Source organism: Parafrankia sp. EAN1pec (assembly GCF_000018005.1).
In the GTDB taxonomy this organism is placed as follows: domain Bacteria; phylum Actinomycetota; class Actinomycetes; order Frankiales; family Frankiaceae; genus Parafrankia; species Parafrankia soli.
On record NC_009921.1, the window covers coordinates 4553330 to 4578109 of the forward strand.

Consider the following 24780-nt stretch of genomic DNA (forward strand, 5'->3'; position numbering starts at 1 on the left):
ACCGCTCGAATCGGGGTTCTGGAGCCCCACAGTCGCATCTGCTCGCCGCGCAGGCACGCGTGGAGCCGACCTCTATGACAAAGAAGCAGTACAGACGCCGCAGCGTCACCGCGCAATCCACGTGGAAAAATTCCACGGCCAGCATCGTCGACGCCTGCGTACGCAGGAACTGCCGCCACGTCGTGTCGGTCTGCCGGTTCGGAGCCGGGGCAGCCCCAGGGACTTCAAGATCCGGCGGATCGCGGTCGCGCCGACCTTGTGGCCGACTTTGAGAAGCTCGCCTTGGATCCGCTGGTATCCCCACGTCGGGTTCTCGGTCACGAGCCGCTTGATCAGCGTGGCGATCTCCGGGCTGATCGGTGGCCGTCCGGTCCGGTGTGGTCTGGTCCATTTCCGGGTGACCAGGCTGCGGTGCCACCGGAGGACGGTGCCGGGGGTGATCAGCCGGTGCATCCGCAGCCTTCTCGGCAGGAGTTTGATCAGTGCGGCGAGCACCGCCCGATCCGCCCAGACGGATTTCAGGATTCCTTGGACGAAGAACCCGGCTGAGCAGGCGCTACGGCTACCGAAACGGCACCAGGCCGTCTCGGGCTACTGGCACACCCCGGCGACCCTCGCCGGGTACTGCCGCGTGCGCTCCTACCTGGTCTCCGCCCGCGACCACGCCATTCTGGGCCCTCGACGCCATCACGATGGCCCTCGCCGGCAAGCCCTGGCTTCCCCGTGCCCCGGACTGCCACGCCGGCCGCCGCCCTCGCCATCGCCGCCTAAAGCACCATCAACACGGGTCGCACCCGTGAATGGACACCACGAGCCCCATGGGTAGCGACTCCGTGTCCATGTACGGCAGTCTCCGGGTCGAGAAGCCACGTGGGCGGTTCAACTGCCGGTCCCGAGTGCAGTCCGAGCCCGGTCGCTCCGATGATCAGAGACTCCTCGACAAGCAGGTTGACGGGCAGGGACGACGGATCGAACCTGCCCGGCCGAGGACCCCTCGGACCCGACGACCTGCCATCGGTGTCGCGGTCAGGCAATGCGGCGGGCGCGGCGCCGGGCGCCGAGCGTGTTGCCCCAGATGGCCAGGCCGAGCCCCACGGCTAGCGTGGCGGCGTTGATGATCCAGTACCACGCGTCCAGGCCGCTGTCGGACGCGACGAACGGGGTCTGCACCGCCATGACCGCGGCGAACACGATCGCCGTGGCCCCGTAGGCCACCCGGCGGTCGGCAAGGAAGAAACCCAGTGGGAAAGCGAGGACGAGCATCGCGACCTGAACCATGACGATCTCCGATCAAGAGCGGGAACGCCGTCGTCGACCCTCATGGTCACGCGGCGGGCCGCCACCTGTGGCGGCCGCCTCCATTGAGCGACGGCGCCCATCACGACGTCATGAGTCCCCATTCACGCTTCACCCGTGAGATCTTTACGGTCGAGGGGTGATTGCGTACTCATGACCCGGCACAGCGATCGCGTTTGGATCCGTCCATGAGCAGGTTCTCCGGCGCCATGCCGTGGGTGTCACGCCCGTCTGACACGACGGGCCATGGGGTGTCCCGTCGCTGGTCGGCCGCGGCCACCGCCGCCACCGTGGTGTTCTCTATGGCGGCGGCACCCATGATCGTCCTCGCCGCTGCCGGCGGCCACGGCAAGGACGTCGGGGAATGGTTGATCCTGCTCTACACGCCCGGGTTCGCCGTCCCCGGGTTGATCCTCACCCGTCGCCGGCCAGAGCTCGTGATCGGCTGGATGTACCTGGTGGCGGGCCTCACGACCAGTGTCACCGGGCTCGCCGCCGGCTACGCGGGCGCCGCGCTCGGCCACGGCTGGCCGGGCCCGGACTGGGCGTTGTGGGTCGTCTCCTGGTCATGGCAGGCGCATCTCACCCTGGAGGCAACGGCACTGTTCCTGTTCCCCTCCGGCCGCATCACGTCCATGGGCTGGCGTCGCGCGGCGCAGGTGCCCCTGGCTCTCACGGCACTCGCGATGGTGGCGTCCGCGCTGCGCGCGGGAGTAATCGTGACGACACCGGATGAGCCGGGCGGTTCGCCGACCGGCCTCGTCAATCCCATGGGCCTCGACGTCCCGGCACTGGCGGGCGTGGCGCAGGCCCTCGGCCTCGTCGGCGATCTCGCCGGGGTGGCGGCCATCGCGAGCATCCTGGTCCGGTACGTCCGCGCACGCGGAGATCTGCGGCAGCAACTCAGGTGGGTCGCGGCGACCCAGCTGCTGGTACCCGTCATCTTGGTGACGGTCCTCGTCGAGCCGTCCTCGATCGGGCCGTTCATCGCGATCGCGCAGACGCTGCTGCAACAGGTCGCCGTCGTGGCCGCGATCCTGCGCTGGCGGCTGTACGGGATCGACGTGGCCGTCCGGCGTTCGGTCCTGGCCGCGACCCTGCTGACCGCGGCGCTCGGCACCTACGCGGCGGTGGTACTCGCGGTGGGCGCGCTAATCGGAACCACCGGGCCGCTCGTGTCGGCGATCGGCGCGGCCGCGGCGGTCTTCGCGTTCGGCCCGATGTCGGTCAGCATCCGGGCCCGGATCAACCGGCTGTTCTACGGCCGGCGAGACGACCCGTACGCGGTGGTCGCGGCGGTCGGCCGGCAGCTTTCCACCGCCCCCGGCCCAGAGGATGGGCTGCACATCCTCGCCGAGACGCTGACCCTCGCGTTGCGGATCCCTTACGCGGGGATCGTCACCGCCGACAACCGTGTCGTTGCCGAACATCACGCCGGCCGGCGCCGCCCGGAGCACGACGGCGACCCCCTGCGCCCGACCGACGACGAGACCGACGCACTCCCGCTCGGCCACCACGGCCAGCAGGTGGGGACCCTCCTGATTGGCCGGCGGCGCGGCGAGGACCGCATGTCCGGTGCCGACCGGGCACTGCTAGGCGACGTCGCCCGGCAGGTCGGCGCCGCCGTGCACGCGGTGGCGTTGCTGCACGACCTCCGCGGTGCCCGGACCCGGCTGGTACTGGCCCGCGAGGACGAGCGGCGTCGGCTCCAACGTGACCTCCACGACGGGCTTGGGCCGCGGCTGACGGCGACCGGGCTGACTCTTGACGCGGCCCGCAACCGGCTCCGCAGCACTCCAGAGCTCAGCGACGAACTCCTCGCCGATGCCCGGGCCCAGGTCAACGAAGCGATCGACGACGTCAGGCGCCTCGTCTACGCCCTCGGCGACCCGTCCTTGGAATCGGCCGGGCTCGTCGCCGCGCTGCGGGCTGCCGCGACGAGGCTGGGCCGCGGCGGCTTCCCCGGCCGCGGGACCGAGGGGGGCCGCCACCCGGAGGTGGTCATTCTCGCGGACGGTCTGGTTCGGCTCCCGGCCGGCATCGAGACCGCCGCATACCGCATCGTCACGGAGGCCATCACGAACACCGTCAGGCACGCCGCGGCGCGCCGGTGCGAGGTCAGCCTGCGGGCCGGCTCAGCATTGTCGATCGAGGTCCACGACGACGGGCGCGGGCTGCCCGACGGCTGGCAACCAGGCGTCGGCGTGCGGTCGATCAACGAACGAGCCGCCGACCTAGGCGGGCAGTGCACGATCACGTCGCCGCCTGGAGGTGGCACGCTGGTGACCGTGACGATTCCCCTTCCCCGGCCGGGTGCGGCCTCGCCGGTGGTCTCATGACGGACACGATCAAGGTCGTCGTCGCGGACGACCATCCGCTCATCCGCGCCGGGGTCAGGGCGCTCCTGCTGTCCCTGGACGACCTGGACCTCGTCGGGGAAGCCGCGGACGGCGACGAGGCCATCAGGATCGCCCGTGCCACCCGGCCCGACGTCGTCCTCATGGACCTGCACATGCCCGGTACCGACGGCGTCACCGCCACCCGGTCGATCACCGCCGAACTTCCCGACACAGCAGTGCTCGTGGTCACCATGGTCGAGGACGACGCGTCCGTGTTCGCCGCGATGTGCGCCGGCGCCCGCGGTTACCTCCTCAAGGGCGCCGACCAAGACGAACTGCGCCGGGCTATCACCGCCGTGGCACACGGCGAGGCAATCTTCGGCTCCCGTGTCGCGGCACGGGTCCTCGCCCTGCTCGCCCACCCGCCACGTGAGGTCCCGTTCCCGCAGCTCACCGACCGCGAGCGGCAGGTTCTGGACGAACTCGCCCGCGGCCGCAACAATGCATCGATCGCCCGGGTACTCAATGTCAGTACCCGTACCGTCGCCAACCACGTGTCCACGATCTTCGCCAAACTCCAGCTCGCAGACCGCGCCGAGGCAATCGTCCGAGCCCGCGAAGCGGGTCTCGGCCACCGCCAGCCGACCTGACCATATCTCGAAGGGGGGCAGTGCCTCCGTCAGCGCGTCGACTGACGGCCTGGCCGTGGGCGCTTGCCCGGTCCGCCACCGCGCCGCCCCGGCTGCCACCTCGGTGGCACCGGCGGACGGACACGACGGCGGCGCATCACTCGATCGTCCGGCCGGCAGTGGCCTCCGTCGACGCGACAGTGCCCGCCGTAGCCCCCCGCGCGGTGTGAGAGGTCTTCTACCTGCGGGTGGCGACGACGTTGTCGAACTCCACCTTGACGCTGTTTCTGGTGTCGCCGTAGGCGGTCGCCGCCACGATCGCGACCGTGCCGCTGCGGAGCGGGTCGGTGGTGTCGGTCACCTGCACAGAACGGCCGTTGACGGTGAACGCGAGGTGGACCGCGTTCCGCGTCGGGTCGTCGGTGCACACGGCCTGCAGGCGGTTGGTGGCGTTGACGTCGAGATCAGGCACAGCCAGCTGGATCAGTGGTGGTGCTTCGGGGTTCGTGTGGGTGACCTTGGCGATGGCCATCGTCTGGTGGGTGACGATGAAATAGTAGGCCTCTGCGGTGTTCGGATCGGCCCGGCAGGCAAGGCCGTACTGGATGCCCGATGGTCCGGCAATCCGGTGTGCCTCGACCTCGAGGCTCAGATTCGCCGGAGCGACCGGAAACGCCGCCGGAATGTTCGCCGGGGCGGCCGCCAGCGGTCCACTACTCGCGGTTATCCTGTACGCCCCGTTGTCGTAGCGGCCGTTCTGCCAGCCAGCCTGTGGCAGTCTGTTGCCCAATTCGGCTATGCGGCGAGGCTGAAGTCGAGTCTTGCGAGGTGGCTGGCCCGAGGCCGGTCGAGTGGCGTGCCGGTCCACCACGCGTCCAACCGGATCAGGTTGAGGGCGGTGGCGGCGAGGACGTGGGCAAGTCGGGTCTTGGGTAGTCCGGTGTAGCGGCAGCGGCGGATCCCGGTGACGGCAACTGATTGATGGATGGTGCTCTCGACGCCGGCGCGGGTTGCGTAGCGCTGTTTCCACTCGTCGGTGTTCTGTTTGGCGCGGGCCTGCTCGACCGCTTCGTGGATGTCGCGGGGACGTAGCATCAACTGGCGGCCGTTCCGGGTGGCTCGTGTGCATTGTGAACGGACGGGACATGGCTGGCAGGCTGTGACGGGGAAACGAACCACGATCGATTCCCGGCCGCGTTCGTTGCAGGACGACCAGATCGTGCTGGTCACGCCTTGCGGGCAGGTGACCCGCTGGTTGTCCCAGTCGATGGCGAACGCGGCGCGTTCGAAGCCACCACGGGCCTGAACCTGGTGGGAGTTGTCGGCCGGCAGCGGACCGAGCAACGTGATACTGAAATCGCGCTGGGAGTCGATGAGGAGCTCGGCGCTGGTGTAGCCGGCGTCGACCAGGTGCTCCGCCGGAAGTAACGATCTGCGGTCGAGATCCTTGTGGATCCGTTCGAGCATCTCCACGTCGGTGACGGTCGCGTCGGTGGTGGTCACATTCGTGACCAGGTGTGGCGCGCCGGTCGTGCTCACGTCGTCGCAGGTCTCCGTGAGATGGACTTTGTAGCCCTCCCAGCCGGAACCGCGTTTGGTCGCGTACCGGGCGTCGGTGTCGTACGGCGAGCAGATCCGGTCTCTGCTGGGCGGGAGGTCTTTTTCCTCCCGCCACGCCACCTCCTGCCCGTCATGGGTGATCGTGCGGTGGTACTGCCTGAGCCACACCGCACGCAGGGTGACCACGGCGGGGATCTCACGTAGCCAGATCGGTGCGCCGACGGTGTGTACGGCTTCCAGAAGACCGAACCCGTCGACTCCAACCTGAATGGCCATCGCTTTACGCTTGTCGTCGCCCTTCGGAATCCGGTAGGAATCCATACGGGCGCCGTACCGTGTCACCCATTCGGTGTTGATCTGGGCCCTCAGCCAGTCCGGTGCGGCCACGGCCAACGCCTCCAAGGCCGCTCGCAGTGTCTCGGCGAGGAACTCCAGCCGATTGGCCGAGCGTACCGCCGCCAGCACATGCGTAGAGTCGGTGCGTTGCCGGCCGCCAGCCTTGACGAGTCCTAACTCGGACAGCCGGGCCAGCAGCAGGTCCAGTACCTTCTCCTCCAGACCATGGTCGATAAGCCGCTGCCGGAACCCGGTCAACACAGTGTGATCAAACCCTGCGTCGGTCAGCTCCAGACCGAGGGCGTATTTCCAGTCGATCCGGGCCCGTACCGCGTCGGCCGCCTGCCGGTCGGTGAGGTTCTCCGCGAACTGCAACACCGTGACCAGCGCCAACTGCCCCGGTGAGATGCCTGGTCTACCGCGCACGCCGAACGCTGCGAGGAACTGCTCATCAGCAAACAACTCGGGCAGCTCATCGCGAACACGGATTGCCAGTGTGCCTTTCGGGAACGCCGCACAGGCCACCGCCGCGGTCTGTTCAGGAACCTGCGGCCACGGACGTGGCTGCATCGACATCGACCGACTCCTCCCGCGGCCAGGGTCAGGGCCAGCCGCTACGCACCATCCTCCATGATCACCACCCGCGAGGCGTGAGGGCCTCAGCGCCCAGCAATAGGGCAACAGAGTCCTGTGGGGCTCCAAAAACCGGGTTTCGGCCTGTGAGCTGGTCTTTTGCGGTTGACGTGGTCCTCGGTGGGAGTCGTCAGGCGGCGTTACGGTACTCGTTGATCAGCCCGCCGAGGATGCGTGTGCGACGGACGGTGGAACCCAGGGGCGGGGCGACCACGGGTGGCGGGTCGGGTGGGTGCTGGCCGAGGGAGTGGTGAGGCCGGTGGGTGTTGAAATGCTCGGCGTAGCTGGTGAGGACTGACGTCAGGTGCCGTTCGGAGACGATCAGCAGTCTGTCGGTGCATTCGCGGCGGGCGCTGCCCACCCAGCGTTCCGCGATCGCGTTTGCCTGGGGCGACTGCGGGGGCGTGCGTACCACGTCGATGTCGGCTGCCGTGAAGACGGTGTCGAAGGAAGCTGTGAACTTCGTGTCGCGGTCACGGATGAGGAACCGGAACCGGCGGCCGCGGTCCTCGAGATCCATCAGCAGGGTCCGTGCACGCTGGGTGACCCAGGCCGCGGTCGGGTGTTTCGTGACTCCGAGGACATGGACATGGACATGGCGGGTGGCGATCTCCACGACGAAGAACACGTAGATCCGTTGCAGGAACACGGTGTCCACCGCGAAAAAGTCGCAGGCCAGTATGCCGGAGGCCTGTGCGCGCAGGAATGTGTGCCAGGAGGCGTCGGCCCGGCGGGGCGCGGGGTCGACACCGGCGTGGTGCAGGATCCGCCAGACGGTGGCGACTCCGACCGGGTAGCCCAGCCCGGCGAGTCCTCCTTGGATCCGGCGGTGGCCCCAGGTCGGGTTCTCCCGCGCGAGGCGCAGGACCAGCTCACGGATCTCATGTCGGATCGGTGGCCGGTCGGGCTTCTTGCTCCGGTAGGTCCATTGTCGTGCGAGGAGGTCACGATGCCAGCGCAAGACGGTGGCCGGGGTGACGACGAAGACGTCCCAGCGGGCGCGGGGTAGCAGCCGGGACAGCGCCGTGAGGATCACCCGATCCTTCGGTTCCAGCGCCGGCCGGTTCACCTGCCGTCGCAGCACCGCCACCTGATGTCGCAGGACGAGGAGCTCCACCTCTTTCGAGGTGTCCCCACGCACGCGGAGCAACATCAGTCCGAGAGCGTTGCGCGTCAGGGCGTAGAGCCGCGACCACGCCATGGCCGTCCAGCCTGCCCGACGCGGGCCTCGTTCGGCGGGCAAACGTGCAGGTCACCGCCCAAATCGGGTTCTGGAGCCCCACATGCTCGGTTCTGCGCGCTGCAGGGGCGCGTGCGTGGTTGCGGGGATGTAGCGCGGCGCTCCGTTGCGCGATTAGCACTGCGGCGAAATCCGTCAGATAGGGAACCTGCCCCGGTATCCGGATCTGCTGAATATCAGCCGGCCTGCGCCGAACCCGGCCTGGGCTGAGTGCGACGGGTTAGAAAGCGGCGGGGCGGACGGTGCGCATGACGTCGTCGAGGATGGTGGCCAGCGGGGTGCGGCCGTCGGTGGCCATCCAGGCGCGGTTTGCCGCCTCCATACAGGCCAGCGCGGCGCCGATGACCGCGGCTGTGCGAGCGCCGGCGGCGGGGCCGGCACCCGGGTGGCTGTCACCTGGGTGGCTGTCACCCGGGTGGCTGTCGACTACGGCGCCAGCTCCCGCGGGACTGTCATCCGCGGGTCCGGTTCCCGTGTAGCTGAGGCGTGCGGCGATCTGGGGCGCGAGCCGGTCGTGCCATCGGCACTGCCTTTCCAGGTTGCGGGCTTGCAACCCGGGATTGCCGTCGAGCATCTGCCGCATTGAGAGGGCGGCCTGCGGGTCGCTGGTCTGGTGGGCGATCAGGGTGTCGAAGGCCCGGCGCAGCGCGGTCCAGGCGTCCTCGTTCGCGGGGCGCTGGCCCAGGGCCTCGGCCAGGGACGCGCCGAGGGCGTCGAGGTGCCCCAGGACGACGTCTTCCTTCGACCCGAAGTAGCGGAAGAAGCTGCGACGCGACATCCCGGCGGCGGCCACGATCTCGTCGATCGTCGTGGCCTCGTAGCCGTTGCGAACGAAGAGGTCCATCGCGACGGACATCAGCTCGGTCCGCACGGCGCGCCGGGTGCGCTCGCGGAGGTCGAGCCCTGCTGACACCTCACCCGCCACAGTCGTACTATACGCCGCGCCACACCTGCCCCAGGATATCGACGGTGGCATTGAGTGTCGTTTCCGGCGTAGTGTGCCGGGTGACTGAGGGGCAGGTGTCGCGGATGACCGGTTCAGCGGAGAGCATCGGCTGGGTGATGTGGTCCGGCACGGTGGGCCTGCAGCGCCCCCTTGCGGAGCGGGTGGAGGCCGCGGTCGCCGGCGGGTTCGGCCGCATCTCGATCAGCCCGCTGGACGTGGCGCTGGCCCAGGAGGCCGGCACCGTGCCCGCCGAGCTGGGGCGGCGGCTGCGCGACCAGGGCCTCGGCATCGTGCTCGACGGGCTCATGAACTGGTATGGCGGCGAGCCGATGACGGCTTCGCGCTCCATCGCCTTCACCGCGGACGAGGTGCTGGACATGTGCGCGGCCCTGCGGCCCGCGGCGCTGACGGCGTTCGCCCGCCCGACCGGTGACCTCCCGGTCGAGGAGATCGCCACCGCGTTCGGGCAGCTGTGTGACCGCGCGGCGGAGCTCGACACCCTGATCCAGCTCGAGTTCATGGCCATGATGGCGATCAGGGACCTGCCGGCCGCGATGGCCGTCGTCGCGGCGGCGGACCGGGCCAACGGCGGCCTGGTGTTCGACACGTGGCACTTCTTCCGGGGGAACCCCGACTTCGTGGCGCTCGAGGCGCTCCCGGGCGACCGGGTCTTCGCGGTGCAGGTGTCCGACGGCCCCGCCGAGGCGCCGGACGACATCGCCCGGGACACCTTCAACCGGCTGCTTCCCGGCGACGGCGGTTTCGACCTTGTCCGGCTGTTCCGCGTGCTGGACGGTATCGGCGCGCTCGGCTGGGTCGGGCCCGAGGTTCTCTCCCCGGCCACCGAGGGGATGCCCGCCGCGGAGGCCGCCGGCCTCGGCGCCGCCCGGGTGCGCGAACTGATCGACCAGGTCCGGGCGTCATGATCGCGGCGAGGTTGCACGGCCCCGGTGACCTGCGCGTCGAGGAGGTCGACGAGCCCGAGGCGGCGGCGGGCGAGGTGAAGATCGCTGTGGCCCACAACGGGCTGTGTGGCACCGACCTCACGGAGATCTTCTCCGGGCCGCGGGCCTGCACGACGGTGCCGCATCCGCTCACCGGCGGTGTGCTGCCCCAGATCGTGGGCCACGAGTTCGCCGGGGTGGTCGCGGCCGTCGGGGCGGGCGTCACCGACGTCGCCGTCAGCGAGCGGGTCAGCGTGGAGCCGCTCTACTCCTGCGGTGACTGCGACCGCTGCCAGGCCAGTCTCCCCGAACTGTGCCGGCAGGTCATGACGCACGGGATCTGCTCGAACGGCGGCGGGCTGGCCCAGTTCACGACCGTCCCGCGGGCGATGGTGCACCGCCTTCCCGCGTCGATGTCGCTGGCCGAGGGCGCGCTGGTGGAGCCGATGGCGGTCGCGTTCAACGGCGTGCTGCGCTCCGGTGTAGAGGCGGGCGGATCCGCCCTCGTGTTCGGTGCCGGGCCGATCGGGATGGGCGTGGTGTTCGGGCTGCGCGCCGTCGGGGTGGCGGACATCCTGCTCGTCGAGCCGGCGTCGGCGCGGCGTGCCGCGGCGGAGCGGCTCGGTGTCGCCGACGTCCTCGACCCGAACACGACCGACGTCGCCGACGAGGTCCGGCGCCGCACCGGCGGTCGCGGCGTCGACGTGGTGCTGGACGCCGCCGGGGCGCCCGGGACGTTCGGGCTGGCCCCAGCCGTGCTGCGGGCCCGGGGGCGCTACGTCGGGATCGCGGTCGCCGAGCGGCCGGTCGAGTTCGCGCCATGGGTGCTGGCCCGGGGGGAGATCGAGCTGACCGGGTCGCTGGGCTACGGCCCCGGGGTGTTCACCCGGGTGATCGATCTGATCGCGGGCGGCGCGTACCCGACGGCGGGGTGGGTCGACCACGTCGGCCTGTCCGACCTGCACGACGCTCTACAAGATCTTCGCGACGGCCGGCGGATGAAGGTCCTCGTCGACCTGCCTGCCGGCTGACCGGCGGGCCGGGCTTCGCCCGCCACCTTGGGAACGCCTGCCACCTCGGGAGAGCCGGCCACCGCGGAACGGCGCGACGGCGGGTACCCGCACCGGACACGGAAGGGCACAGCATGGAGACCGGGCTGGACGGCCGCACAGCGGTGGTCACGGGCGGGAACGCCAACATCGGACGGGGTATCGCCCTCGCCTTCGCGGCCGAGCGGGCGAACGTCGTCATCGTCGGCCGGGATGAGGAGCAGGGTCGTCGGGTGTGCGAGCAGCTGCTGGCCGCCGGCGCGGGGAACGCGCTGTGGCAGGCCGCCGACGTCACCGACCGCGCACAGGTGGTCGCCATGGTGGCTGCCGTGCGGGAGCGGTTGGGCGGCGTCGACGTGCTGGTGAACAACGTCGGCGGCAATGTCGACCTCGACGCGTTCGCCGACTCGGACCCGGCGACGTGGGAGCGGGACATCTCGCTCAACATCATGAGCACCCTGAACTGCACCCATGCGGTGCTTCCCGGGATGATCGAGCGGGGGAGCGGGCGGATCATCAACATTGGCTCGACGTCGGGGATCGTCGGCGACCCGCTGCTCGCCGTCTACTCGGCGATGAAGGGCGCGGTGCACAGCTTCACCAGGGTGCTGGCCAAGGAGGTCGGCCGGCAGGGCATCACCGTCAACGCGATCGCGCCCTACGGGACCCTCCCCGAGGACATGAGCCGGGACGTCAGCTCGGGCAGCCGCTGGCATCCGGACGGGGTGTTCGCCCGGCTGGCCGCCACCCGGGGCCCGGAGCTGCACTCCATCGGCCGGCGCACGGTGCTGGAGCGTCAGACCGCCCTGCCCGCCGAGATCGGTGCCGCCGCCGTCTATCTGGCCTCGGACGCCGCCGCGTTCGTCACCGGGCAGGTGTTGTCGGTGGACGGCGGCACCCAGATCGCCTGACACAAGTAATCGCTCACTCTGTTAAAGTCCAGCTCGTGGCGGCGGGTGCCGGGGCGGAACGGCGAAGCCCGGTCGACCGGTTGATCGGCAAATTGGTGGGCAAACCGTGCCAGGCGCCGGCACGACGTGGCGAGATCGGGGATTATCGCCTCGATCGGTGAGTGCCGCGCCGACGGCGGAGTCGGAACGGGCCCGCGCCGACGACGGGGAGTGCCCACTCCCCACAGCGGCCGTGGCCCGCGTCTGGGCAGCCAGGCGGGCAGACCCAGCGGGCAGATCCAGCAGAGGGAGCGACATGGCGATCCAGTCGGTCAATCCGGCGACGGGCGCAGTGGTCAGGACGTTCGACGCGCTCGACGGTGACGAGATCGAACAGCGGCTGGCCCTGGCCAGCGCGACGGCCGCCGTCTACCGCCGGACGACCTTCGCTGAACGGGCCGCGCTGCTGCGGCGGGCCGCCGACATTCTCGACGCGGAACGGCACGAGATCGCCGTGACGATGACGACCGAGATGGGCAAGACGCTGCGCTCGGCCGAGGCCGAGGCGGCGAAGTGCGCGAAGGGCATGCGGTTCTATGCCGAGCACGCGGAGGCGTTCCTCGCCGACGAGACGCTGGCCGACCCGGGCTCGGTCGGCGCGAGCCGGGCGTTCGGCCGGTACCAGCCGCTCGGCGTCGTCCTCGCGGTGATGCCGTGGAACTTCCCGCTCTGGCAGGTCGTCCGGTTCGCGGCGCCGGCGCTGATGGCGGGCAACGTCGGGCTGCTCAAGCATGCCTCGAACGTCCCGCAGTGCGCGCTCTACCTGGAGGACCTGTTCCGCCGGGCCGGGTTCCCCGAAGGCGCCTTCCAGACCCTGCTGATCGGCGCCGGGCAGGTCGAGGCGGTGCTGCGCGACCCCCGCGTCGCCGCGGCGACCGTCACGGGCAGCGAACCGGCCGGCCAGGCCGTCGCGTCCGTGTGCGGGCAGGAGATAAAGAAGACCGTCCTCGAGCTCGGCGGCAGCGACCCGTTCGTCGTCATGCCCTCCGCCGACGTCGCGCGCGCCGCCGAGGTGGCGGTCACCGCCCGCTGCCAGAACAACGGGCAGTCCTGCATCGCCGCGAAGCGCTTCATCGTCCACGAGGACGTCTACGAGCAGTTCGCCGAGCTGTTCGCCGCCGGGATGGCGGCCCTGAAGGTCGGTGACCCGATGGACCCGAGCACCGACGTCGGCCCGCTGGCGACCGAGGGCGGCCGGCTCGACATCGAGGAGCTCCTCGCGGACGCGGTGAAGGAGGGCGCCAGCATCCTGTGCGGCGGGACGGCGCCGTCCGGGTCGGGGTACTTCTTCCCACCGACCGTCGTCGGTGACGTGACTCCGGCGATGCGCCTGCACCTCGAGGAGGCGTTCGGCCCGCTGGCCACCCTCTACCGGGTGCCGGACATCGACGCGGCGATCGAGCTGGCGAACGTGACGTCGTTCGGGCTCGGCTCCAACGCGTGGACGACCGACCCGGCCGAGCAGGAGCGGTTCATCTCCGACCTGGTCGCCGGCGCGGTCTTCCTCAACGGCATGGTCAGCTCCCATCCGGAGCTGCCGTTCGGCGGCGTCCGCCGCTCCGGCTACGGCCGTGAGCTGAGCGCGGTCGGCATCCGGGAGTTCTGCAACCTCAAGACCGTCTGGGCCGGCTGAGCGAGCGGAGCAGCGCTGACGCGGGCACCGGTAGCCGGTGCCCGCGCCACCGGCTCAACCCAGGCCCTTCAAATTCTGCTTCAGTTCGAGTCCTGCTTCAGCGCGGTGTCGATGGTCAGGGCCGACGCCACCACGAGGCTCAGCATCGGCTGCGGCAGCGGCCGGTGCATCTGCACCACGTAGTTGTCGGCCGTGGTGAACAGCGTCCGGGCCAGGCCCTCCCAGGTCTTGGTGACCCGGGCGACCTCGGTGTCGTTCTGGTCGACGATGGAGAAGTTCCACGCCCGCCAGTTCTCGGCCTTGATCATCCCGACCGTCGCGCCGCCGGCTTCCAGACCGAACCGGATCTTGCCGAACACGTTCTGCTGGACGATGCTGCCGACCTCCCGGCCGTCGGGCAGCGTCACGACCACCTTCGACTTGAACAGCTTCGCCGGCCTGGTCAGCACCAGCTGCGGCACACCGGCGGCGTCACGCACCTCAAGCCGGTGAGTGAGGAACTGGTCGACCGACGACACGAAGCGCACGGCCTTCTTCAACGCGCTCTGGCCGACCTCGACGACCGAGCCGATCTGGTTCCCGTTCTGGTCGAAGACGGCGTACTCGTTCGTCAACTCGATCAGCTTCGTCTTCTGGTTGACGACCAGCACCGGCTCGCTGAACAGCGAACCGCCGCCCTGCGCCGGCACGTGCACCCCGGCCTGCTCGCGGACCTGCCGCTGGACCCGGTCCGGGGTGTGGCTGGTCTGCACGGGCGGCGGCTGGTAGCCCTGCGGGCCGCCCCAGCCGCCCGGCCCCGGCCCGTTCTGGGACGGGACCTGCTGCCCCGGCTGGCCGAACTGCTGCTGGCCGTACGGCTGCTGAGCCGCGGTCTGCTGGGGCTGGCCCTGCTGTTGGTACTGCCCGGGCTGCTGCTGAGTCGAGCGCTGCTGACCCGGATGCGCCGGGCCGTGGTGCGCCGGGGCGGGCTGCGGGGGCGGTGCCGGCTGGGTGTGGTCGGTCCACGTGTTGCCGTCCCACCATCGAGCGCCGGGCTCCCCTGACGGGTCGTCGTACCAGCCTGGCGGCACGCTCTGTGACATGTACCCACTCTGCCACTCGCCGGTCGTCCGGGATGTGGCCGGGCAGGACGCCGGGCCATCCCGGGACGTCGGTTGGGCGACAGCCGGTGACGGCGGTGGTATCCGGCCGGCCACGCGGCGATGACGGCCCGGCATGATGCCCGGGTTGGTTACCGTGGCGGGGTGCGCGATCTCGTCCGTCCGCTGTGGGAGGAGCCGCGTCCGGCGCGCCCGTCGACACCGGGCCGGCGGGACTGGCCGCTGGCCGCCGCGCTCGCGGTCGCCGCGCTCACCGAGGGGTTGCTGCGGGCGGACCTTCCGTGGCGGACCTGGTCGGTGCTGCTGGCACTCGCCCTCGTCCCGACCCTGCTGTGGCGCCGGGCGAGGCCGCTGGCAGCGGTCACGATCGCCTTCGGTGCCTCGGCTGTGGCCTCGGTGCTCACCGGCGGCGGCGTCCCCCAGCTGAACAGCATGATCTTCATGCTGCTGTTGCCGTACTCGCTGCTGCGGTGGGGATCGGGCCGGGAGGCCGTGACCGGCGCGGCGGTCGTGCTCGCCGCCGCCGTCTGCATGATCTCCGCCGCCACCGGTGCCGCCGACGCCGTCGGCGGCGCGGCCGTACTGCTCGCCTCGTTCGCGCTGGGCGGGGCGTTCCGGTACCGGGCCGGGGCCCGGCTGCGCGAGCTGGAGCAGGCCAAGCTGCTCGAACGGGAGCGGCTGGCCCGGGATCTCCACGACACCGTCGCCCACCACGTCTCGGCGATCGCGATCCGGGCCCAGGCGGGCATCGCCACCGCGCCGTCGAGCCCGGCCGCCGCCGCCGAGGCACTGCGGGTGATCGAGCTCGAGGCGTCGCGCACCCTGGCCGAGATGCGGGCCATGGTCCGGGTACTGCGCCGTGACGAGCCGGCGGAGCTGGCGCCGAACCCGACCGTCGCCGATCTCGAACGGCTCGCCGGGCAGGCCCGCTCCGGCCCGGCGGTGCGGGTGCGGATCGTCGGCGAGGTGGGGGATCTCCCGCCGTCGGTCGGGTCCGCGATCTACCGGCTCGCGCAGGAGTCGATCACCAACGCCCGCCGGCACGCGCGGCACGCGAACCACGTCGAGGTCGTGGTGTCCGCCGATGACGCGTGCGTGCGGCTGTCCGTGCGCGACGACGGCGACACCGCCGCCCTGCACCCGCCGCCGTCGCCGGGCTACGGGCTCACCGGGATGATCGAGCGTGCGCGCCTGCTCGGCGGCACCTGCGAGGCCGGCCCCGCCCTCGACCGGGGCTGGACGGTGACCGCCACCCTGCCCCGGGCCGGGTGGGCGACGTGAACGCCGGCCGCGACGCGGGTGGGAGCGTCGCCCCGCACGCCGGTGGGAACCCCGATCCGGACATCCGGGTGGTCGTCGCCGACGACCAGGAGATCGTCCGCACCGGCCTGCGGATGATCCTCGACGCCCAGCCGGGCATCGTGGTCGTCGGCGTGGCGGTGGACGGCCGCCGGGCCGTCGAGCTCGCACGCCGGCTGCGGCCCGACGTCTGCCTGATCGACATCCGGATGCCCGTGATGGACGGCATCCAGGCCACGCTCGCCCTTGCCGGGCCGGGGGTGGCTGATCCGCTCGCCGTCGTCGTCATCACCACCTTCGACCTCGACGAGTACGTCTACGCCGCGTTGCGGGCCGGGGCCCGCGGCTTCCTGCTCAAGGACGCCGGCCCCGATCTGCTGGCGCAGGCCGTGCACGCCGCCGCCTGCGGCGACGCCCTCATCGCGCCGAACGTCACCGCCCGGCTGCTCGCCACCTTCGCTGGGAGCGGGCCCGCACCGGTGCCGGCGCAGCCGGTCGAGGCGCTGACCGACCGCGAGGAACAGGTGCTCGCCACCGTGGCGGGCGGCCGGACGAACAGCGAGATCGCCGCCGATCTGCACATCAGCCTCAGCACGGTCAAAACCCACATCGCCAGCCTCATGGCGAAGCTCGGCGCCCGCAACCGCGTCGAGATCGCCCTCTGGGCCTACCAGACCGGACGGGTCGACGTCCGCGGGTCGGGGGCAGGCGGCGCGGGCGGGTGGTAACGGCATCTGTCCGGCCGGCGCCCGTCGGCCGGAAGTAGGACCCGGAGCTCGCCCGATCGGCCAGGGCGGCTCCGGCCTCCACGCTGATGAGAGCACCGCCCCGTCGGCCCCATGATCGTCTCATGACCGATGAGAACGGGACCGCGCTCAGGTCTCCTTCCGGCCTCGTGGGCTCGCCCGGTGCTGTGGGCTCACCCGGAGCCGCGGGCCTGCCTGGCCGGCGCGCGGTCGCCGGGTCGTCCGCCGCAGTCTCCTCCGTTGTCTCGTCGGGGCGGGCCTCGTGGCTGGTGCCGGCCGGGCTGCTCCTGCTCAGCGCCGTGCCGGTCGCGGCCGGCGCGCTGCGGGTGGGTGAGCTGGCCGGCGGCGCGCGGGCCACAGCGGAGAACGCGCGCTTCGTCGCCCAGCCCGTGCCCGTGGTGGTGCACATCATCGGGGCCAGCCTGTACAGCGTGCTGGGTGCCTTCCAGTTCTCGCCGGGCCTGCGTCGGCGCGCACCTCGCTGGCACCGCGCCACCGGGCGGCTCCTGATCCCCTGCGGGCTCGCCGTGGCGTTCACCGGCGTGTGGATGACGCTCTTCTACGACCTGCCGCCGGCCGACGGCGTGGTTCTCGCCGGCCTGCGGATCATCGTCGGCACGGTGATGGGAAGTGCCGTCATCCTGGGCGTCGTCGCCGTGCGGCGGGGTGACATCGCCCGGCACCGGGCCTGGATGACCCGGGCCTACGCCCTCGCGCTGGGGGCGGGGACCCAGCTGTTCACCCACCTGCCCTACGAGATCGCCGTCGGGAAACCGGGCGAGGCCAGCCGGGCGGTGCTCATGGCCGCCGGCTGGTTCATCAACGTCGTCGTCGCCGAACGGATCATCCGGGCGCGTCCGCCGGGCGGCCGTCGGACGGCGGCTGGTCCGCCCGGTCGCCGTGGGCGCGGGCGCGGTACTGCTGCGGACTGACGCCGTACCGGCGGCGGAACGCCGTGCTGAGGGCGAACGGGCTGCCGTAGCCGACCTGGCGGGCCACCGCGCCGACCGTGGCCGCCGGCTCCTGGAGCAGGTCGGCGGCCAGGGTGAGACGCCAGCCGGTCAGGAACGCGATGGGCGGCTCGCCGACCAGGCTGGCGAACCGGCGCGCGAACGAGGCGCGGGAGACGCCCGTGGCCGCGGCGAGGGCGGCGATCGTCCAGGGGCGCTCGGGGTGGTTGTGCAGCAGCCGCAGCGCGTGGCCGACGACGGGGTCGCCGTTGGCCCGCCACCACGGCGGCGCGTCGGTGTCGGGGCGGGCGAACCAGGCCCGCACCGCGGTGACGAGCAGCAGGTCCAGGAGGCGGTCGAGGACGGCGGCCTGGCCCGGGTCGTCCCGGCCGATCTCCTGGGCCAGCATGGGTACCAGCGGGCAGTCCCAGTCGTCCGCGCGGATGACGGCCAGCGCGGGCAGCGCGTCGAGCAGCCGGCGGCTGACCTCGCTGTGCTGCTGGTACGTGCCGGTGAGCATCGTCGTCGGCGGGGCCGTCGCGCCGTCGCGCTGGTTGCCCCAGGTGCGCACGCCGAGATCCATCTGCGCGGCGAGGCTCGCACCCGACAGCGTGGTGCAGACCTGCCCGGGATGGATCACGATCCGCGGCGGGGTAGCCGGGTCGTCGGCGACGACGTACGGGTCGGGCCCGCGGGCGACGGCCACGTCGCCCGCGCGCAGCTGCACCGCGGGGGTGTCCCGGGGGAGCACCCAGGCCTCGCCGTGCACGACCGCGACGACGGTCAGCGGCGCCTGGTCCCTGATGAGCATCGACCAGGGCGGGGACATGACCGAGCGGATCGTGAACGCCCCCCGCGCCCGCGGCCCGTCCAGCATTCCGGCCAGGACGTCCATCAGGATTTCCCGAGGGGGCTGGCGTCTTCAGGCGTGAGGGGAATCGGGTACGGACCGTGACCGTATGTGTGCATCGCTGGTATGTTCGGATCATGGTTCGGCGGGTGGCGGTGGGCGTGGGTGGCGTCTACGGCCGTGGGTATCGCAGGGTGCGGTGCTCGAAGTTCCGCCGCCCCGTGCTCGCTGGTCCTGTCGGTGACCGTTGTGGCGAACTGGTCCGGGAGAAGTGCGCCGAGTATGAGTGGATGGTCGTTGCGTGGGAGGTCACGCCGGACCCTGTGGATCTGTTCGTGAAGGTTCACCTGAGGCACTTCCCGTCGTGTGTCGCCGACCAGCTCGCGGGGTTGACGTCCCGGGTGCTGCGTGAGGGGTTCGGGCATCTGCGGTTCTGGTTGCCGGCGCTGTGGCCGCGGTTGTACGTCGCCGCCACCGTCGGCGGGGTGTCCACCGACACCGCCCGCCGGTACGTCGACACCGGGTACGGGCGGCTGTGGAGTGTGGAGCGGGCCCGGTGAGGCAGGCTTTCAGGCGCGGGATCCGGGCCGTGGACGGGCCGTGGACGGGCCCTGGCCGGGTCGCGGTGGACGTCCGCGTATGGATCCGAGATTCTGGGCGATGGGCCGTCTCGGCCGGGCGGGCTTGACTGATCACATGACGACACACCTGACGACCCACCCGGCGACACCCGTGACGACGACCGTGACCAGCGGGGCGTGCCCGGCGCGCGGCGCGGCGGACCGTGGCCGGGCGACCCGATGACGGAGCGGGTGCTGGCCCCGCTCACGATCGTCTCGGCGGTCGGCTCGGGCGTCGTGGGCGGCGTCTTCTTCGCCTTCTCCGTGTTCGTGATGCGGGCGCTCGACGGGCTGCCGCCCGGCCAGGGCCTGCAGGCGATGCAGGGCATCAACCGGTGGGCGCCCACCGGCTGGTTCATGACGGCCCTGCTGGGCACGGCGCTGACCTGCGCCGTCCTCGGCGTCTCGGCGGCGCTGGACCTCGACCGGCCGGGCGCCGCCCTGCGCCTCGTCGGCAGCGTGCTGTACCTCGTCGCGATCGTGGTGACGATCGTCTACCACGTTCCGCGCAACGACGCGCTGGCCGGGGTGTCGCCGGACGACGTCGACGCGGCGCGGCGGTGGGCGGAGTACCTGCCCGGCTGGACCGCCTGGAACCACGTCCGGACGATCACCTCGATCGCGGCGGCGGCGGCGCTCACCGTCGCCGCCCGCGTCGTCGAGCAGGCGAGGTGAGACCGGCCCACCGGGCCGGCCGCCGTGCCGTCCCCCACGCCGTGCCGCGCCGCCCCCCGCGCGCCCTCTGCGCCGTGGCGGTGCGGCCGCTGCCAAGGGATGAGCCGGCCCGCGGCCCGGCGTACCGCCCGCGGGCGCGGCTGGTGGGTCAGGTCCTTCGGTTCCCGTGCTCCTCGGTGATGCCGGTGATCGGTGCGTCGCTGGCGATGCGCGCCCGGCGGATCAGCGCGATGCGGGTCCGTGGCGGGGGGTCCGCCGGGATGACCGGGAGGGACTGGCCGCGCCGCTCAGCCTCGTACTCGAGCCGTGCCCTCGCCTTGGCGAGGGTGTCCTCGCTCGGCTGGAGAACCTGCTTCGTGTCGAGTGTCGCCGGGTGCTGGGGGAGCGAGCGCTCGACGCGGAACAGGACGCGGTCGCCGCCGTCCACTCCAGCACCGCCGTTCGCTTCAGCACCGCCGTTCGCTTCAGCACCGCCGTCCGCTCCGGCGTCGCCGACGAAGGTACGGAAACCCGCGAAGGTGAGCGACGCCCTGCCCCGCAGCCGCCAGGGGGTGCCCGTGGGCACCGCCAGCCGGAAGCCCTCGGCTGTCAGCTCGAAGGAGGTCGCCCGCATCGGAAGCGGAAAGCCGTCCTCGTCGAGCACCGACAGATGCGCCGGAGTGCCGCCCTCCACGGCCTCCCTGGCCACGTCCTGCCAGGGACGGACCGGCCAGGCCGACCGCTTCATCCTGCGGGCGGGCGAGGGGTCGGATGTCGGGTAGACCGTGTCGGGCGCCGCGGACCACACCTGCGGTGGGTCGTCGAGGGCCGCGTGGCTGTCCCACCAGTACACCCGTTCGGGCTTGTTCTCGATGATGATCCGAGACCAGTAGGTGACGGCCTTGCGTGCCTCCTCCCACGTGATGCCGTGGCTGATCCCCTCGTAGCCGGTCTCGGCGAGATAGCGGATGGCGTTGGCCTGGATGTCGCTGTCGCGCACCGCACCGTGGGCTCGAATGACCACGACCGGTTCCTCGGGGCGGCCCTCGATCAGGAGCCCGACCTTCGAGGTGCGCCGCACCCGCTCGGCCTTGGCCGGATTGGGCAGGCCCGTTGCCAGGTCGATCGTCGACATGTCGTCGGCCGGAAAATAGTAGGTGGGCGTGTCGATCGGAATGCCGGCCGCGGACACCGTCGAGAACTCGGCCACCACCCCCGACTCTATGAGGCTGAAGACCCGGGCCGGGAGATCATGAAGGTCACTCATCTGGCTAACCGCTTCCTGTCGGGTCCGGACCGGGCCTGATGGTCAAAGCCGCCGGGAGGTCCCTGCCGTTCCTCCGGGGCGCTCACCCGCGGACGACCGGAACCCAGTCGTAGGTCTCCCCGTCGGGACCCATCGGCGAATCGTGTTCCTCCACGATGCAGATCGGGTTGGCGTGCGTGGCGAACAGCTTCTTCTCGTCCTCGATCGTGTGCGGCAGCCGCTCGGGGTCCCTGATGAGACGCTGCGAGTTCTCGAAGTCCTCGCGGCTGTTCCACCAGATCTCCATGATGCAGTCGTAACCGCTGTCGTGGATTTCTCCGGTCACCGGGTTCTCGACGGGAGTCAGGTAGCGTCGCACGTACCGGACCGCGTTCGGTATGGCCGGCTTCCCGATCTTCTTCGCCAGCTGTGTGTGCTGGTTCTCGTAGTAGTCCAGGAACTCTTCCGTTGTCATGTCCGGGCGCTTCTTGAAGAAGCAGACCTGCTTGAACACGCGGCGCGGCCCCTCTCAAAAATCCGGCCGGGCCCAGCTCGGCTGTGCCTACGGCCGACAGTCGGTTGAGCTTCTGCGTTCCCCAGTTTCCGGCCAGCAACATAGCAAATCGGCGGGTGACGCGGTAGGCATTCGCGCGGGCGCCCGCGAGCTCGGGCGGATGCCTCACGGTTGTACGCCCCGGAATTACCGCGGGCCGGCGGGACGTGTCACCTCGCACAGGCGGCTCCGGTGGCCGGTCGTGCCGGGTGCCGGCCCCGCTCTCCGCGGCCCGGCCGACGTGGCTCGTCCGTGACCATCGGTGACCGGCCTTACCGGGCGGCGGCCACCGTGCCGGGCATCGCTCCGGCGTGATTCCGCGCGGAGCCGCGTGGGTGACCGGGCCATCGGTCCGGCGTTGCATCCAAGGTTCACCGCAATTTTGAATGAATGACACAGATCTTTTTGGCGGGCCGGTGGCCGTCCCCGAAGGTTCACCGTCGATTCGTGTATCTGCTCCTGTTTCCGGTACGGGCTGTTGCCATTCTCCGGTGAGTTTCGCCGTTCACTGAGTCTGCGGTCCGGCAGGCCACGGAGAAACTGGTCAGGAGTACCCTGTGGCCTCCCGCCTCCTGAAAGCGGCCGCCGTTGCCGTGGCCGCGATTATCGCGTGTGTGCTGTTCGCAGCCGCGCCTGCCGGGGCAACGCCCCCGAACATTCCCTCGGCGAGCACGGCCCTGACCAGGCTGAATTCGCTGACGGTAGCGGCGGAATCGCATGCGTCGACCTATGACCGCGACCTTTTCCCGCACTGGATCACCGTGAGTGGTGCCTGTAACACCCGGGAACAGGTCCTCAAGCGCGACGGTACCGGCGTGGTCGTGAACAGCAGCTGCGCCGCGACCTCCGGATCGTGGTACAGCCCGTACGACGGTGCCACGTGGACGGCCGCGGCCGACGTGGACATCGACCACATGGTCCCGCTGGCGGAGGCCTGGGCCTCCGGCGCCTGGGCGTGGACCACCACGCAGCGCCAGACCTACGCGAACGACCTCGGCGGGCCCGAGCTGTGGGCCGTCACGGACAACGTCAACCAGTCCAAGGGCGACAAGGACCCCGCGGAATGGCAGCCGTCGCTGTCGTCCTTCCGCTGCACCTACGCGCGGGCCTGGGTTCAGGTGAAGTACTACTACAACCTGACCGTGGACAGCACTGAGAAGTCGGCCCTGAACACCATGCTGGGTACCTGCTGACGGCTCTGACGGGACATCGCCGCCACGGCCGGGCCGCCCACGGCCGGTAGCAGGCGATCCGGCGGATGCGTCCGGCCGGGGAAGCCGGCTGGGAAAACCCGGCTGGAAAGGCCTGGCCGGTGACACGACGGTGGGTGGGTCCGCAGGTTGCACCGCGGGCCCACCCACCGGTGGTTCAGCTCAGCTCACCGGGTGGCCCGGCTCGCCGAGTGGATCAGAAGCCCATGCCGCCCATGCCGCCCATGGCGGCCGCGTCAGCACCACCGCCGGCGCCCGCGGGCTCCGGCTTGTCCGCGACGACGACCTCGATGGTGAGGAAGAGGCCGGTGATGGACGCGGCGTTCTGTAGCGCCGAGCGGGTGACCTTCACCGGGTCGATGATCCCGGCGGCGATCATGTCGACGTACTCGCCGGTGGCGGCGTTCAGGCCGTGCCCGGTCGGGAGACCGCGGACCTTCTCGACCACGACGCCGCCCTCGAGCCCGGCGTTGGTGGCGATCTGGCGTAGCGGTGCGGCGAGCGCGCGCTCGACGATCAGGGCGCCGGTGGCCTCGTCGCCGGAGAGGTCGAGCTTCTCGAAGGCGCTGGTGGAGGCCTGCAGGAGCGCGACGCCACCGCCGGCGACGATGCCCTCCTCGACCGCGGCCTTCGCGTTCGAGACGGCGTCCTCGATGCGGTGCTTCTTCTCCTTGAGCTCGACCTCGGTGGCCGCGCCGACCTTGATGACCGCGACGCCGCCGGCGAGCTTGGCCAGCCGCTCCTGGAGCTTCTCGCGGTCGTAGTCGGAGTCGGACTTCTCGATCTCGTTGCGGATCTGGTTGACCCGCCCCGCGATCTGGTCCGCGTCGCCGGCACCCTCGACGATGGTGGTCTCGTCCTTGGTGATGACGACCTTGCGGGCCCGGCCGAGCAGGTCGACGGTGGTGCCCTCGAGCTTGAGGCCGATGTCCTCGGAGATGACCTGGCCGCCGGTGAGGACGGCGATGTCGGTCAGCATGGCCTTGCGGCGGTCACCGAAGCCGGGCGCCTTGACCGCGGCGCTCTTGAACGTGCCGCGGATCTTGTTCACGACCAGGGTGGCCAGGGCCTCGCCCTCGACGTCCTCGGAGAGGATCACGAGTTGCTTGCCGGCCTGCATGACCTTCTCCAGGATCGGGAGGAGGTCCTTGACCGCGGAGATCTTGCTGTTGGTGATCAGGATGTACGGGTCGTCGAGGACGGCTTCCATGCGGTCGGTGTCGGTGACGAAGTAGGGCGAGATGTAGCCCTTGTCGAAGCGCATGCCCTCGGTGAGCTCGAGCTCGAGCCCGAAGGTGTTGCTCTCCTCGACGGTGATGACGCCTTCCTTGCCGACCTTGTCCATCGCCTCGGCGATCATGGCGCCGATGGCCGGGTCACCGGCGGAGATGGAGGCGGCCGAGGCGATCTGCTCCTTGGTCTCCACGTCCTTGGCGACGCTGGAGAGCTCCTCGGAGACACGCTCGACGGCGGCCTCGATGCCCTTCTTCAGGCCGATCGGGTTCGCACCGGCGGCGACGTTGCGCAGGCCCTCGCGGACGAGCGCCTGGGCGAGGATCGTGGCGGTGGTGGTGCCGTCACCCGCGACGTCGTTGGTCTTCTTCGCGACTTCCTTGACGAGCTCCGCGCCGATCTTCTCGTACGGGTCCTCGAGCTCGATCTCCTTGGCGATGCTGACGCCGTCGTTGGTGATCGTGGGGACGCCCCACTTCTTCTCCAGCACGACGTTGCGACCCTTGGGGCCGAGCGTGACCTTGACCGCGTCGGCCAGCTGGTTCATGCCGCGCTCCAGGCCGCGCCGTGCCTCTTCATCGAAGGCAATGATCTTCGGCATATTGGAGTCTTTCCTCCTGGGCTTGGGCCATGCGGAGGAGTGCCTGCCGCCGGCGGGGCCCAAAAGAACCTGATGATCGGGCCGTCGGCCCGGGCACCCGTCGCGCCAGAGGTTGGCACTCAACCCTGTCGAGTGCTAACCCACTTATAGCCTTCGCGAGCC

At 70.9% G+C, this 24780-nt stretch carries 22 protein-coding genes and 2 pseudogenes; 13 read left to right on the forward strand and 11 right to left on the reverse strand.

The genetic code is table 11. The annotated features are described in order from the left end of the window. Window positions 1–67: 67 nt before the first annotated feature. Window positions 68–453, reverse strand: a pseudogene (locus FRANEAN1_RS18575) (IS3 family transposase); the annotation flags it as partial. 58 nt (window positions 454–511) lie between these two features. Between FRANEAN1_RS18575 and FRANEAN1_RS39155 the strand changes: the two are divergent. Continuing rightward, window positions 512–771: pseudogene (locus FRANEAN1_RS39155) on the forward strand (IS66 family transposase); the annotation flags it as partial. Window positions 772–1026: 255 nt separating this feature from the next. Here the strand turns inward: FRANEAN1_RS39155 and FRANEAN1_RS18580 are convergent. Beyond that, window positions 1027–1278, reverse strand: coding sequence for a hypothetical protein (locus FRANEAN1_RS18580; protein ID WP_020461361.1), 252 nt, complete (start codon window positions 1276–1278; stop codon window positions 1027–1029). A 320-nt stretch (window positions 1279–1598) separates the two neighbouring features. Between FRANEAN1_RS18580 and FRANEAN1_RS18585 the strand changes: the two genes are divergently transcribed. Both FRANEAN1_RS18585 and FRANEAN1_RS18590 read left to right on the forward strand, forming a co-directional pair. Beyond that, window positions 1599–3635: a sensor histidine kinase gene (locus FRANEAN1_RS18585; protein WP_347176665.1), complete on the forward strand. Its 2037-nt coding sequence runs from the start codon at window positions 1599–1601 to the stop codon at window positions 3633–3635. Beyond that, complete coding sequence (locus FRANEAN1_RS18590) at window positions 3632–4285, forward strand: response regulator transcription factor (RefSeq protein WP_020461363.1); 654 nt, start codon at window positions 3632–3634, stop codon at window positions 4283–4285. Before FRANEAN1_RS18585 ends, FRANEAN1_RS18590 begins: the two co-directional genes overlap by 4 nt. Window positions 4286–4502: 217 nt before the next feature. Here the strand turns inward: FRANEAN1_RS18590 and FRANEAN1_RS18595 are convergent, their stop codons facing one another. From FRANEAN1_RS18595 to FRANEAN1_RS18610, 4 genes are all read right to left on the reverse strand, one after another. Then, complete coding sequence (locus tag FRANEAN1_RS18595; RefSeq protein ID WP_020461364.1) at window positions 4503–5054, reverse strand: hypothetical protein; 552 nt, start codon at window positions 5052–5054, stop codon at window positions 4503–4505. Between the two features lie 5 nt (window positions 5055–5059). Next, window positions 5060–6736, reverse strand: a complete 1677-nt coding sequence (locus FRANEAN1_RS18600) for an IS1182 family transposase (protein ID WP_020461074.1) — start codon at window positions 6734–6736, stop codon at window positions 5060–5062. Window positions 6737–6923: 187 nt separating this feature from the next. Further along, the gene (locus tag FRANEAN1_RS18605) at window positions 6924–8036 is read right to left on the reverse strand and encodes an integrase core domain-containing protein (protein ID WP_020461365.1); all 1113 of its coding nucleotides are present in this window, start codon (window positions 8034–8036) and stop codon (window positions 6924–6926) included. 217 nt (window positions 8037–8253) lie between these two features. After that, window positions 8254–8946: a helix-turn-helix domain-containing protein gene (locus FRANEAN1_RS18610; RefSeq protein ID WP_347176666.1), complete on the reverse strand. Its 693-nt coding sequence runs from the start codon at window positions 8944–8946 to the stop codon at window positions 8254–8256. 116 nt (window positions 8947–9062) lie between these two features. Here FRANEAN1_RS18610 and FRANEAN1_RS18615 point away from each other — a divergent pair, with 116 nt between their 5' ends. The 4 genes from FRANEAN1_RS18615 to FRANEAN1_RS18630 all read left to right on the forward strand — a co-directional run bounded on the left by FRANEAN1_RS18615 (window position 9063) and on the right by FRANEAN1_RS18630 (window position 13555). Further along, a complete protein-coding gene (locus FRANEAN1_RS18615; RefSeq protein WP_020461367.1) occupies window positions 9063–9905 on the forward strand; it encodes a sugar phosphate isomerase/epimerase in 843 nt (280 codons plus the stop codon). Then, window positions 9902–10954 carry a zinc-binding dehydrogenase gene (locus FRANEAN1_RS18620; protein ID WP_020461368.1) on the forward strand — a complete coding sequence of 351 codons (1053 nt, stop codon included), beginning with the start codon at window positions 9902–9904 and terminating at the stop codon, window positions 10952–10954. Before FRANEAN1_RS18615 ends, FRANEAN1_RS18620 begins: the two co-directional genes overlap by 4 nt. 113 nt (window positions 10955–11067) lie before the next feature. Continuing rightward, window positions 11068–11883, forward strand: coding sequence for an SDR family NAD(P)-dependent oxidoreductase (locus FRANEAN1_RS18625; RefSeq protein WP_020461369.1), 816 nt, complete (start codon window positions 11068–11070; stop codon window positions 11881–11883). Between the two features lie 295 nt (window positions 11884–12178). After that, the gene (locus tag FRANEAN1_RS18630) at window positions 12179–13555 is read left to right on the forward strand and encodes an NADP-dependent succinic semialdehyde dehydrogenase (RefSeq protein ID WP_020461370.1); all 1377 of its coding nucleotides are present in this window, start codon (window positions 12179–12181) and stop codon (window positions 13553–13555) included. An 80-nt stretch (window positions 13556–13635) separates the two neighbouring features. Here the strand turns inward: FRANEAN1_RS18630 and FRANEAN1_RS18635 are convergent, their stop codons facing one another. Then, on the reverse strand, window positions 13636–14637 hold the full coding sequence (locus tag FRANEAN1_RS18635) for a phospholipid scramblase-related protein (RefSeq protein WP_041254351.1): 1002 nt from the start codon (window positions 14635–14637) through the stop codon (window positions 13636–13638). 162 nt (window positions 14638–14799) lie between these two features. Between FRANEAN1_RS18635 and FRANEAN1_RS18640 the strand changes: the two genes are divergently transcribed. The 3 genes from FRANEAN1_RS18640 (at window position 14800) to FRANEAN1_RS18650 (ending at window position 17632) form a co-directional block, all read left to right on the forward strand. Continuing rightward, window positions 14800–15936, forward strand: coding sequence for a histidine kinase (locus FRANEAN1_RS18640; protein WP_041254352.1), 1137 nt, complete (start codon window positions 14800–14802; stop codon window positions 15934–15936). Window positions 15937–16004: 68 nt separating this feature from the next. Further along, window positions 16005–16682 (forward strand): response regulator transcription factor, encoded by a 678-nt coding sequence (locus FRANEAN1_RS18645; RefSeq protein WP_041256137.1) that lies wholly within the window; start codon window positions 16005–16007, stop codon window positions 16680–16682. A gap of 122 nt (window positions 16683–16804) precedes the next feature. Beyond that, on the forward strand, window positions 16805–17632 hold the full coding sequence (locus FRANEAN1_RS18650) for a DUF2306 domain-containing protein (RefSeq protein WP_083788281.1): 828 nt from the start codon (window positions 16805–16807) through the stop codon (window positions 17630–17632). Here the strand turns inward: FRANEAN1_RS18650 and FRANEAN1_RS18655 are convergent. Further along, window positions 17544–18545 (reverse strand): AraC family transcriptional regulator, encoded by a 1002-nt coding sequence (locus tag FRANEAN1_RS18655; protein WP_020461375.1) that lies wholly within the window; start codon window positions 18543–18545, stop codon window positions 17544–17546. The two genes, FRANEAN1_RS18650 and FRANEAN1_RS18655, sit on opposite strands and share 89 nt — an antisense overlap. A gap of 92 nt (window positions 18546–18637) precedes the next feature. Here FRANEAN1_RS18655 and tnpA point away from each other — a divergent pair, with 92 nt between their 5' ends. Both tnpA and FRANEAN1_RS18665 read left to right on the forward strand, forming a co-directional pair. Beyond that, window positions 18638–19060: an IS200/IS605 family transposase gene (tnpA, locus tag FRANEAN1_RS18660; RefSeq protein ID WP_041254353.1), complete on the forward strand. Its 423-nt coding sequence runs from the start codon at window positions 18638–18640 to the stop codon at window positions 19058–19060. Between the two features lie 240 nt (window positions 19061–19300). Then, window positions 19301–19795 (forward strand): anthrone oxygenase family protein, encoded by a 495-nt coding sequence (locus tag FRANEAN1_RS18665; protein ID WP_041256140.1) that lies wholly within the window; start codon window positions 19301–19303, stop codon window positions 19793–19795. Window positions 19796–19943: 148 nt separating this feature from the next. On the opposite strand, the gene FRANEAN1_RS18670 is transcribed toward FRANEAN1_RS18665, so the two are convergent. Both FRANEAN1_RS18670 and FRANEAN1_RS18675 read right to left on the reverse strand, forming a co-directional pair. Beyond that, a complete protein-coding gene (locus tag FRANEAN1_RS18670; protein WP_020461378.1) occupies window positions 19944–21041 on the reverse strand; it encodes a pyridoxamine 5'-phosphate oxidase family protein in 1098 nt (365 codons plus the stop codon). A gap of 82 nt (window positions 21042–21123) precedes the next feature. After that, window positions 21124–21534, reverse strand: coding sequence for an EthD domain-containing protein (locus FRANEAN1_RS18675; protein WP_020461379.1), 411 nt, complete (start codon window positions 21532–21534; stop codon window positions 21124–21126). 596 nt (window positions 21535–22130) lie between these two features. Between FRANEAN1_RS18675 and FRANEAN1_RS18680 the strand changes: the two genes are divergently transcribed. Further along, window positions 22131–22766, forward strand: coding sequence for an HNH endonuclease family protein (locus tag FRANEAN1_RS18680; protein ID WP_020461380.1), 636 nt, complete (start codon window positions 22131–22133; stop codon window positions 22764–22766). 214 nt (window positions 22767–22980) lie between these two features. On the opposite strand, the gene groL is transcribed toward FRANEAN1_RS18680, so the two are convergent. Continuing rightward, complete coding sequence (gene groL / locus FRANEAN1_RS18685) at window positions 22981–24618, reverse strand: chaperonin GroEL (protein WP_020461381.1); 1638 nt, start codon at window positions 24616–24618, stop codon at window positions 22981–22983. Window positions 24619–24780 lie beyond the last annotated feature (162 nt).

What these genes read in the sequence shown, in the direction of transcription:
- FRANEAN1_RS18580 (WP_020461361.1), bottom strand. Translation starts at nt 1,278, where the DNA reads ATGGTTCAGGTCGCGATGCTCGTCCTCGCTTTCCCACTGGGTTTCTTC.
- FRANEAN1_RS18585 (WP_347176665.1), top strand. Translation starts at nt 1,599, where the DNA reads ATGGCGGCGGCACCCATGATCGTCCTCGCCGCTGCCGGCGGCCACGGC.
- FRANEAN1_RS18590 (WP_020461363.1), top strand. Translation starts at nt 3,632, where the DNA reads ATGACGGACACGATCAAGGTCGTCGTCGCGGACGACCATCCGCTCATC.
- FRANEAN1_RS18600 (WP_020461074.1), bottom strand. Translation starts at nt 6,736, where the DNA reads ATGTCGATGCAGCCACGTCCGTGGCCGCAGGTTCCTGAACAGACCGCG.
- FRANEAN1_RS18615 (WP_020461367.1), top strand. Translation starts at nt 9,063, where the DNA reads ATGACCGGTTCAGCGGAGAGCATCGGCTGGGTGATGTGGTCCGGCACG.
- FRANEAN1_RS18620 (WP_020461368.1), top strand. Translation starts at nt 9,902, where the DNA reads ATGATCGCGGCGAGGTTGCACGGCCCCGGTGACCTGCGCGTCGAGGAG.
- FRANEAN1_RS18625 (WP_020461369.1), top strand. Translation starts at nt 11,068, where the DNA reads ATGGAGACCGGGCTGGACGGCCGCACAGCGGTGGTCACGGGCGGGAAC.
- FRANEAN1_RS18630 (WP_020461370.1), top strand. Translation starts at nt 12,179, where the DNA reads ATGGCGATCCAGTCGGTCAATCCGGCGACGGGCGCAGTGGTCAGGACG.
- FRANEAN1_RS18635 (WP_041254351.1), bottom strand. Translation starts at nt 14,637, where the DNA reads ATGTCACAGAGCGTGCCGCCAGGCTGGTACGACGACCCGTCAGGGGAG.
- FRANEAN1_RS18650 (WP_083788281.1), top strand. Translation starts at nt 16,805, where the DNA reads ATGACCGATGAGAACGGGACCGCGCTCAGGTCTCCTTCCGGCCTCGTG.
- FRANEAN1_RS18655 (WP_020461375.1), bottom strand. Translation starts at nt 18,545, where the DNA reads ATGGACGTCCTGGCCGGAATGCTGGACGGGCCGCGGGCGCGGGGGGCG.
- tnpA (WP_041254353.1), top strand. Translation starts at nt 18,638, where the DNA reads ATGGTTCGGCGGGTGGCGGTGGGCGTGGGTGGCGTCTACGGCCGTGGG.
- FRANEAN1_RS18665 (WP_041256140.1), top strand. Translation starts at nt 19,301, where the DNA reads ATGACGGAGCGGGTGCTGGCCCCGCTCACGATCGTCTCGGCGGTCGGC.
- FRANEAN1_RS18670 (WP_020461378.1), bottom strand. Translation starts at nt 21,041, where the DNA reads ATGAGTGACCTTCATGATCTCCCGGCCCGGGTCTTCAGCCTCATAGAG.
- groL (WP_020461381.1), bottom strand. Translation starts at nt 24,618, where the DNA reads ATGCCGAAGATCATTGCCTTCGATGAAGAGGCACGGCGCGGCCTGGAG.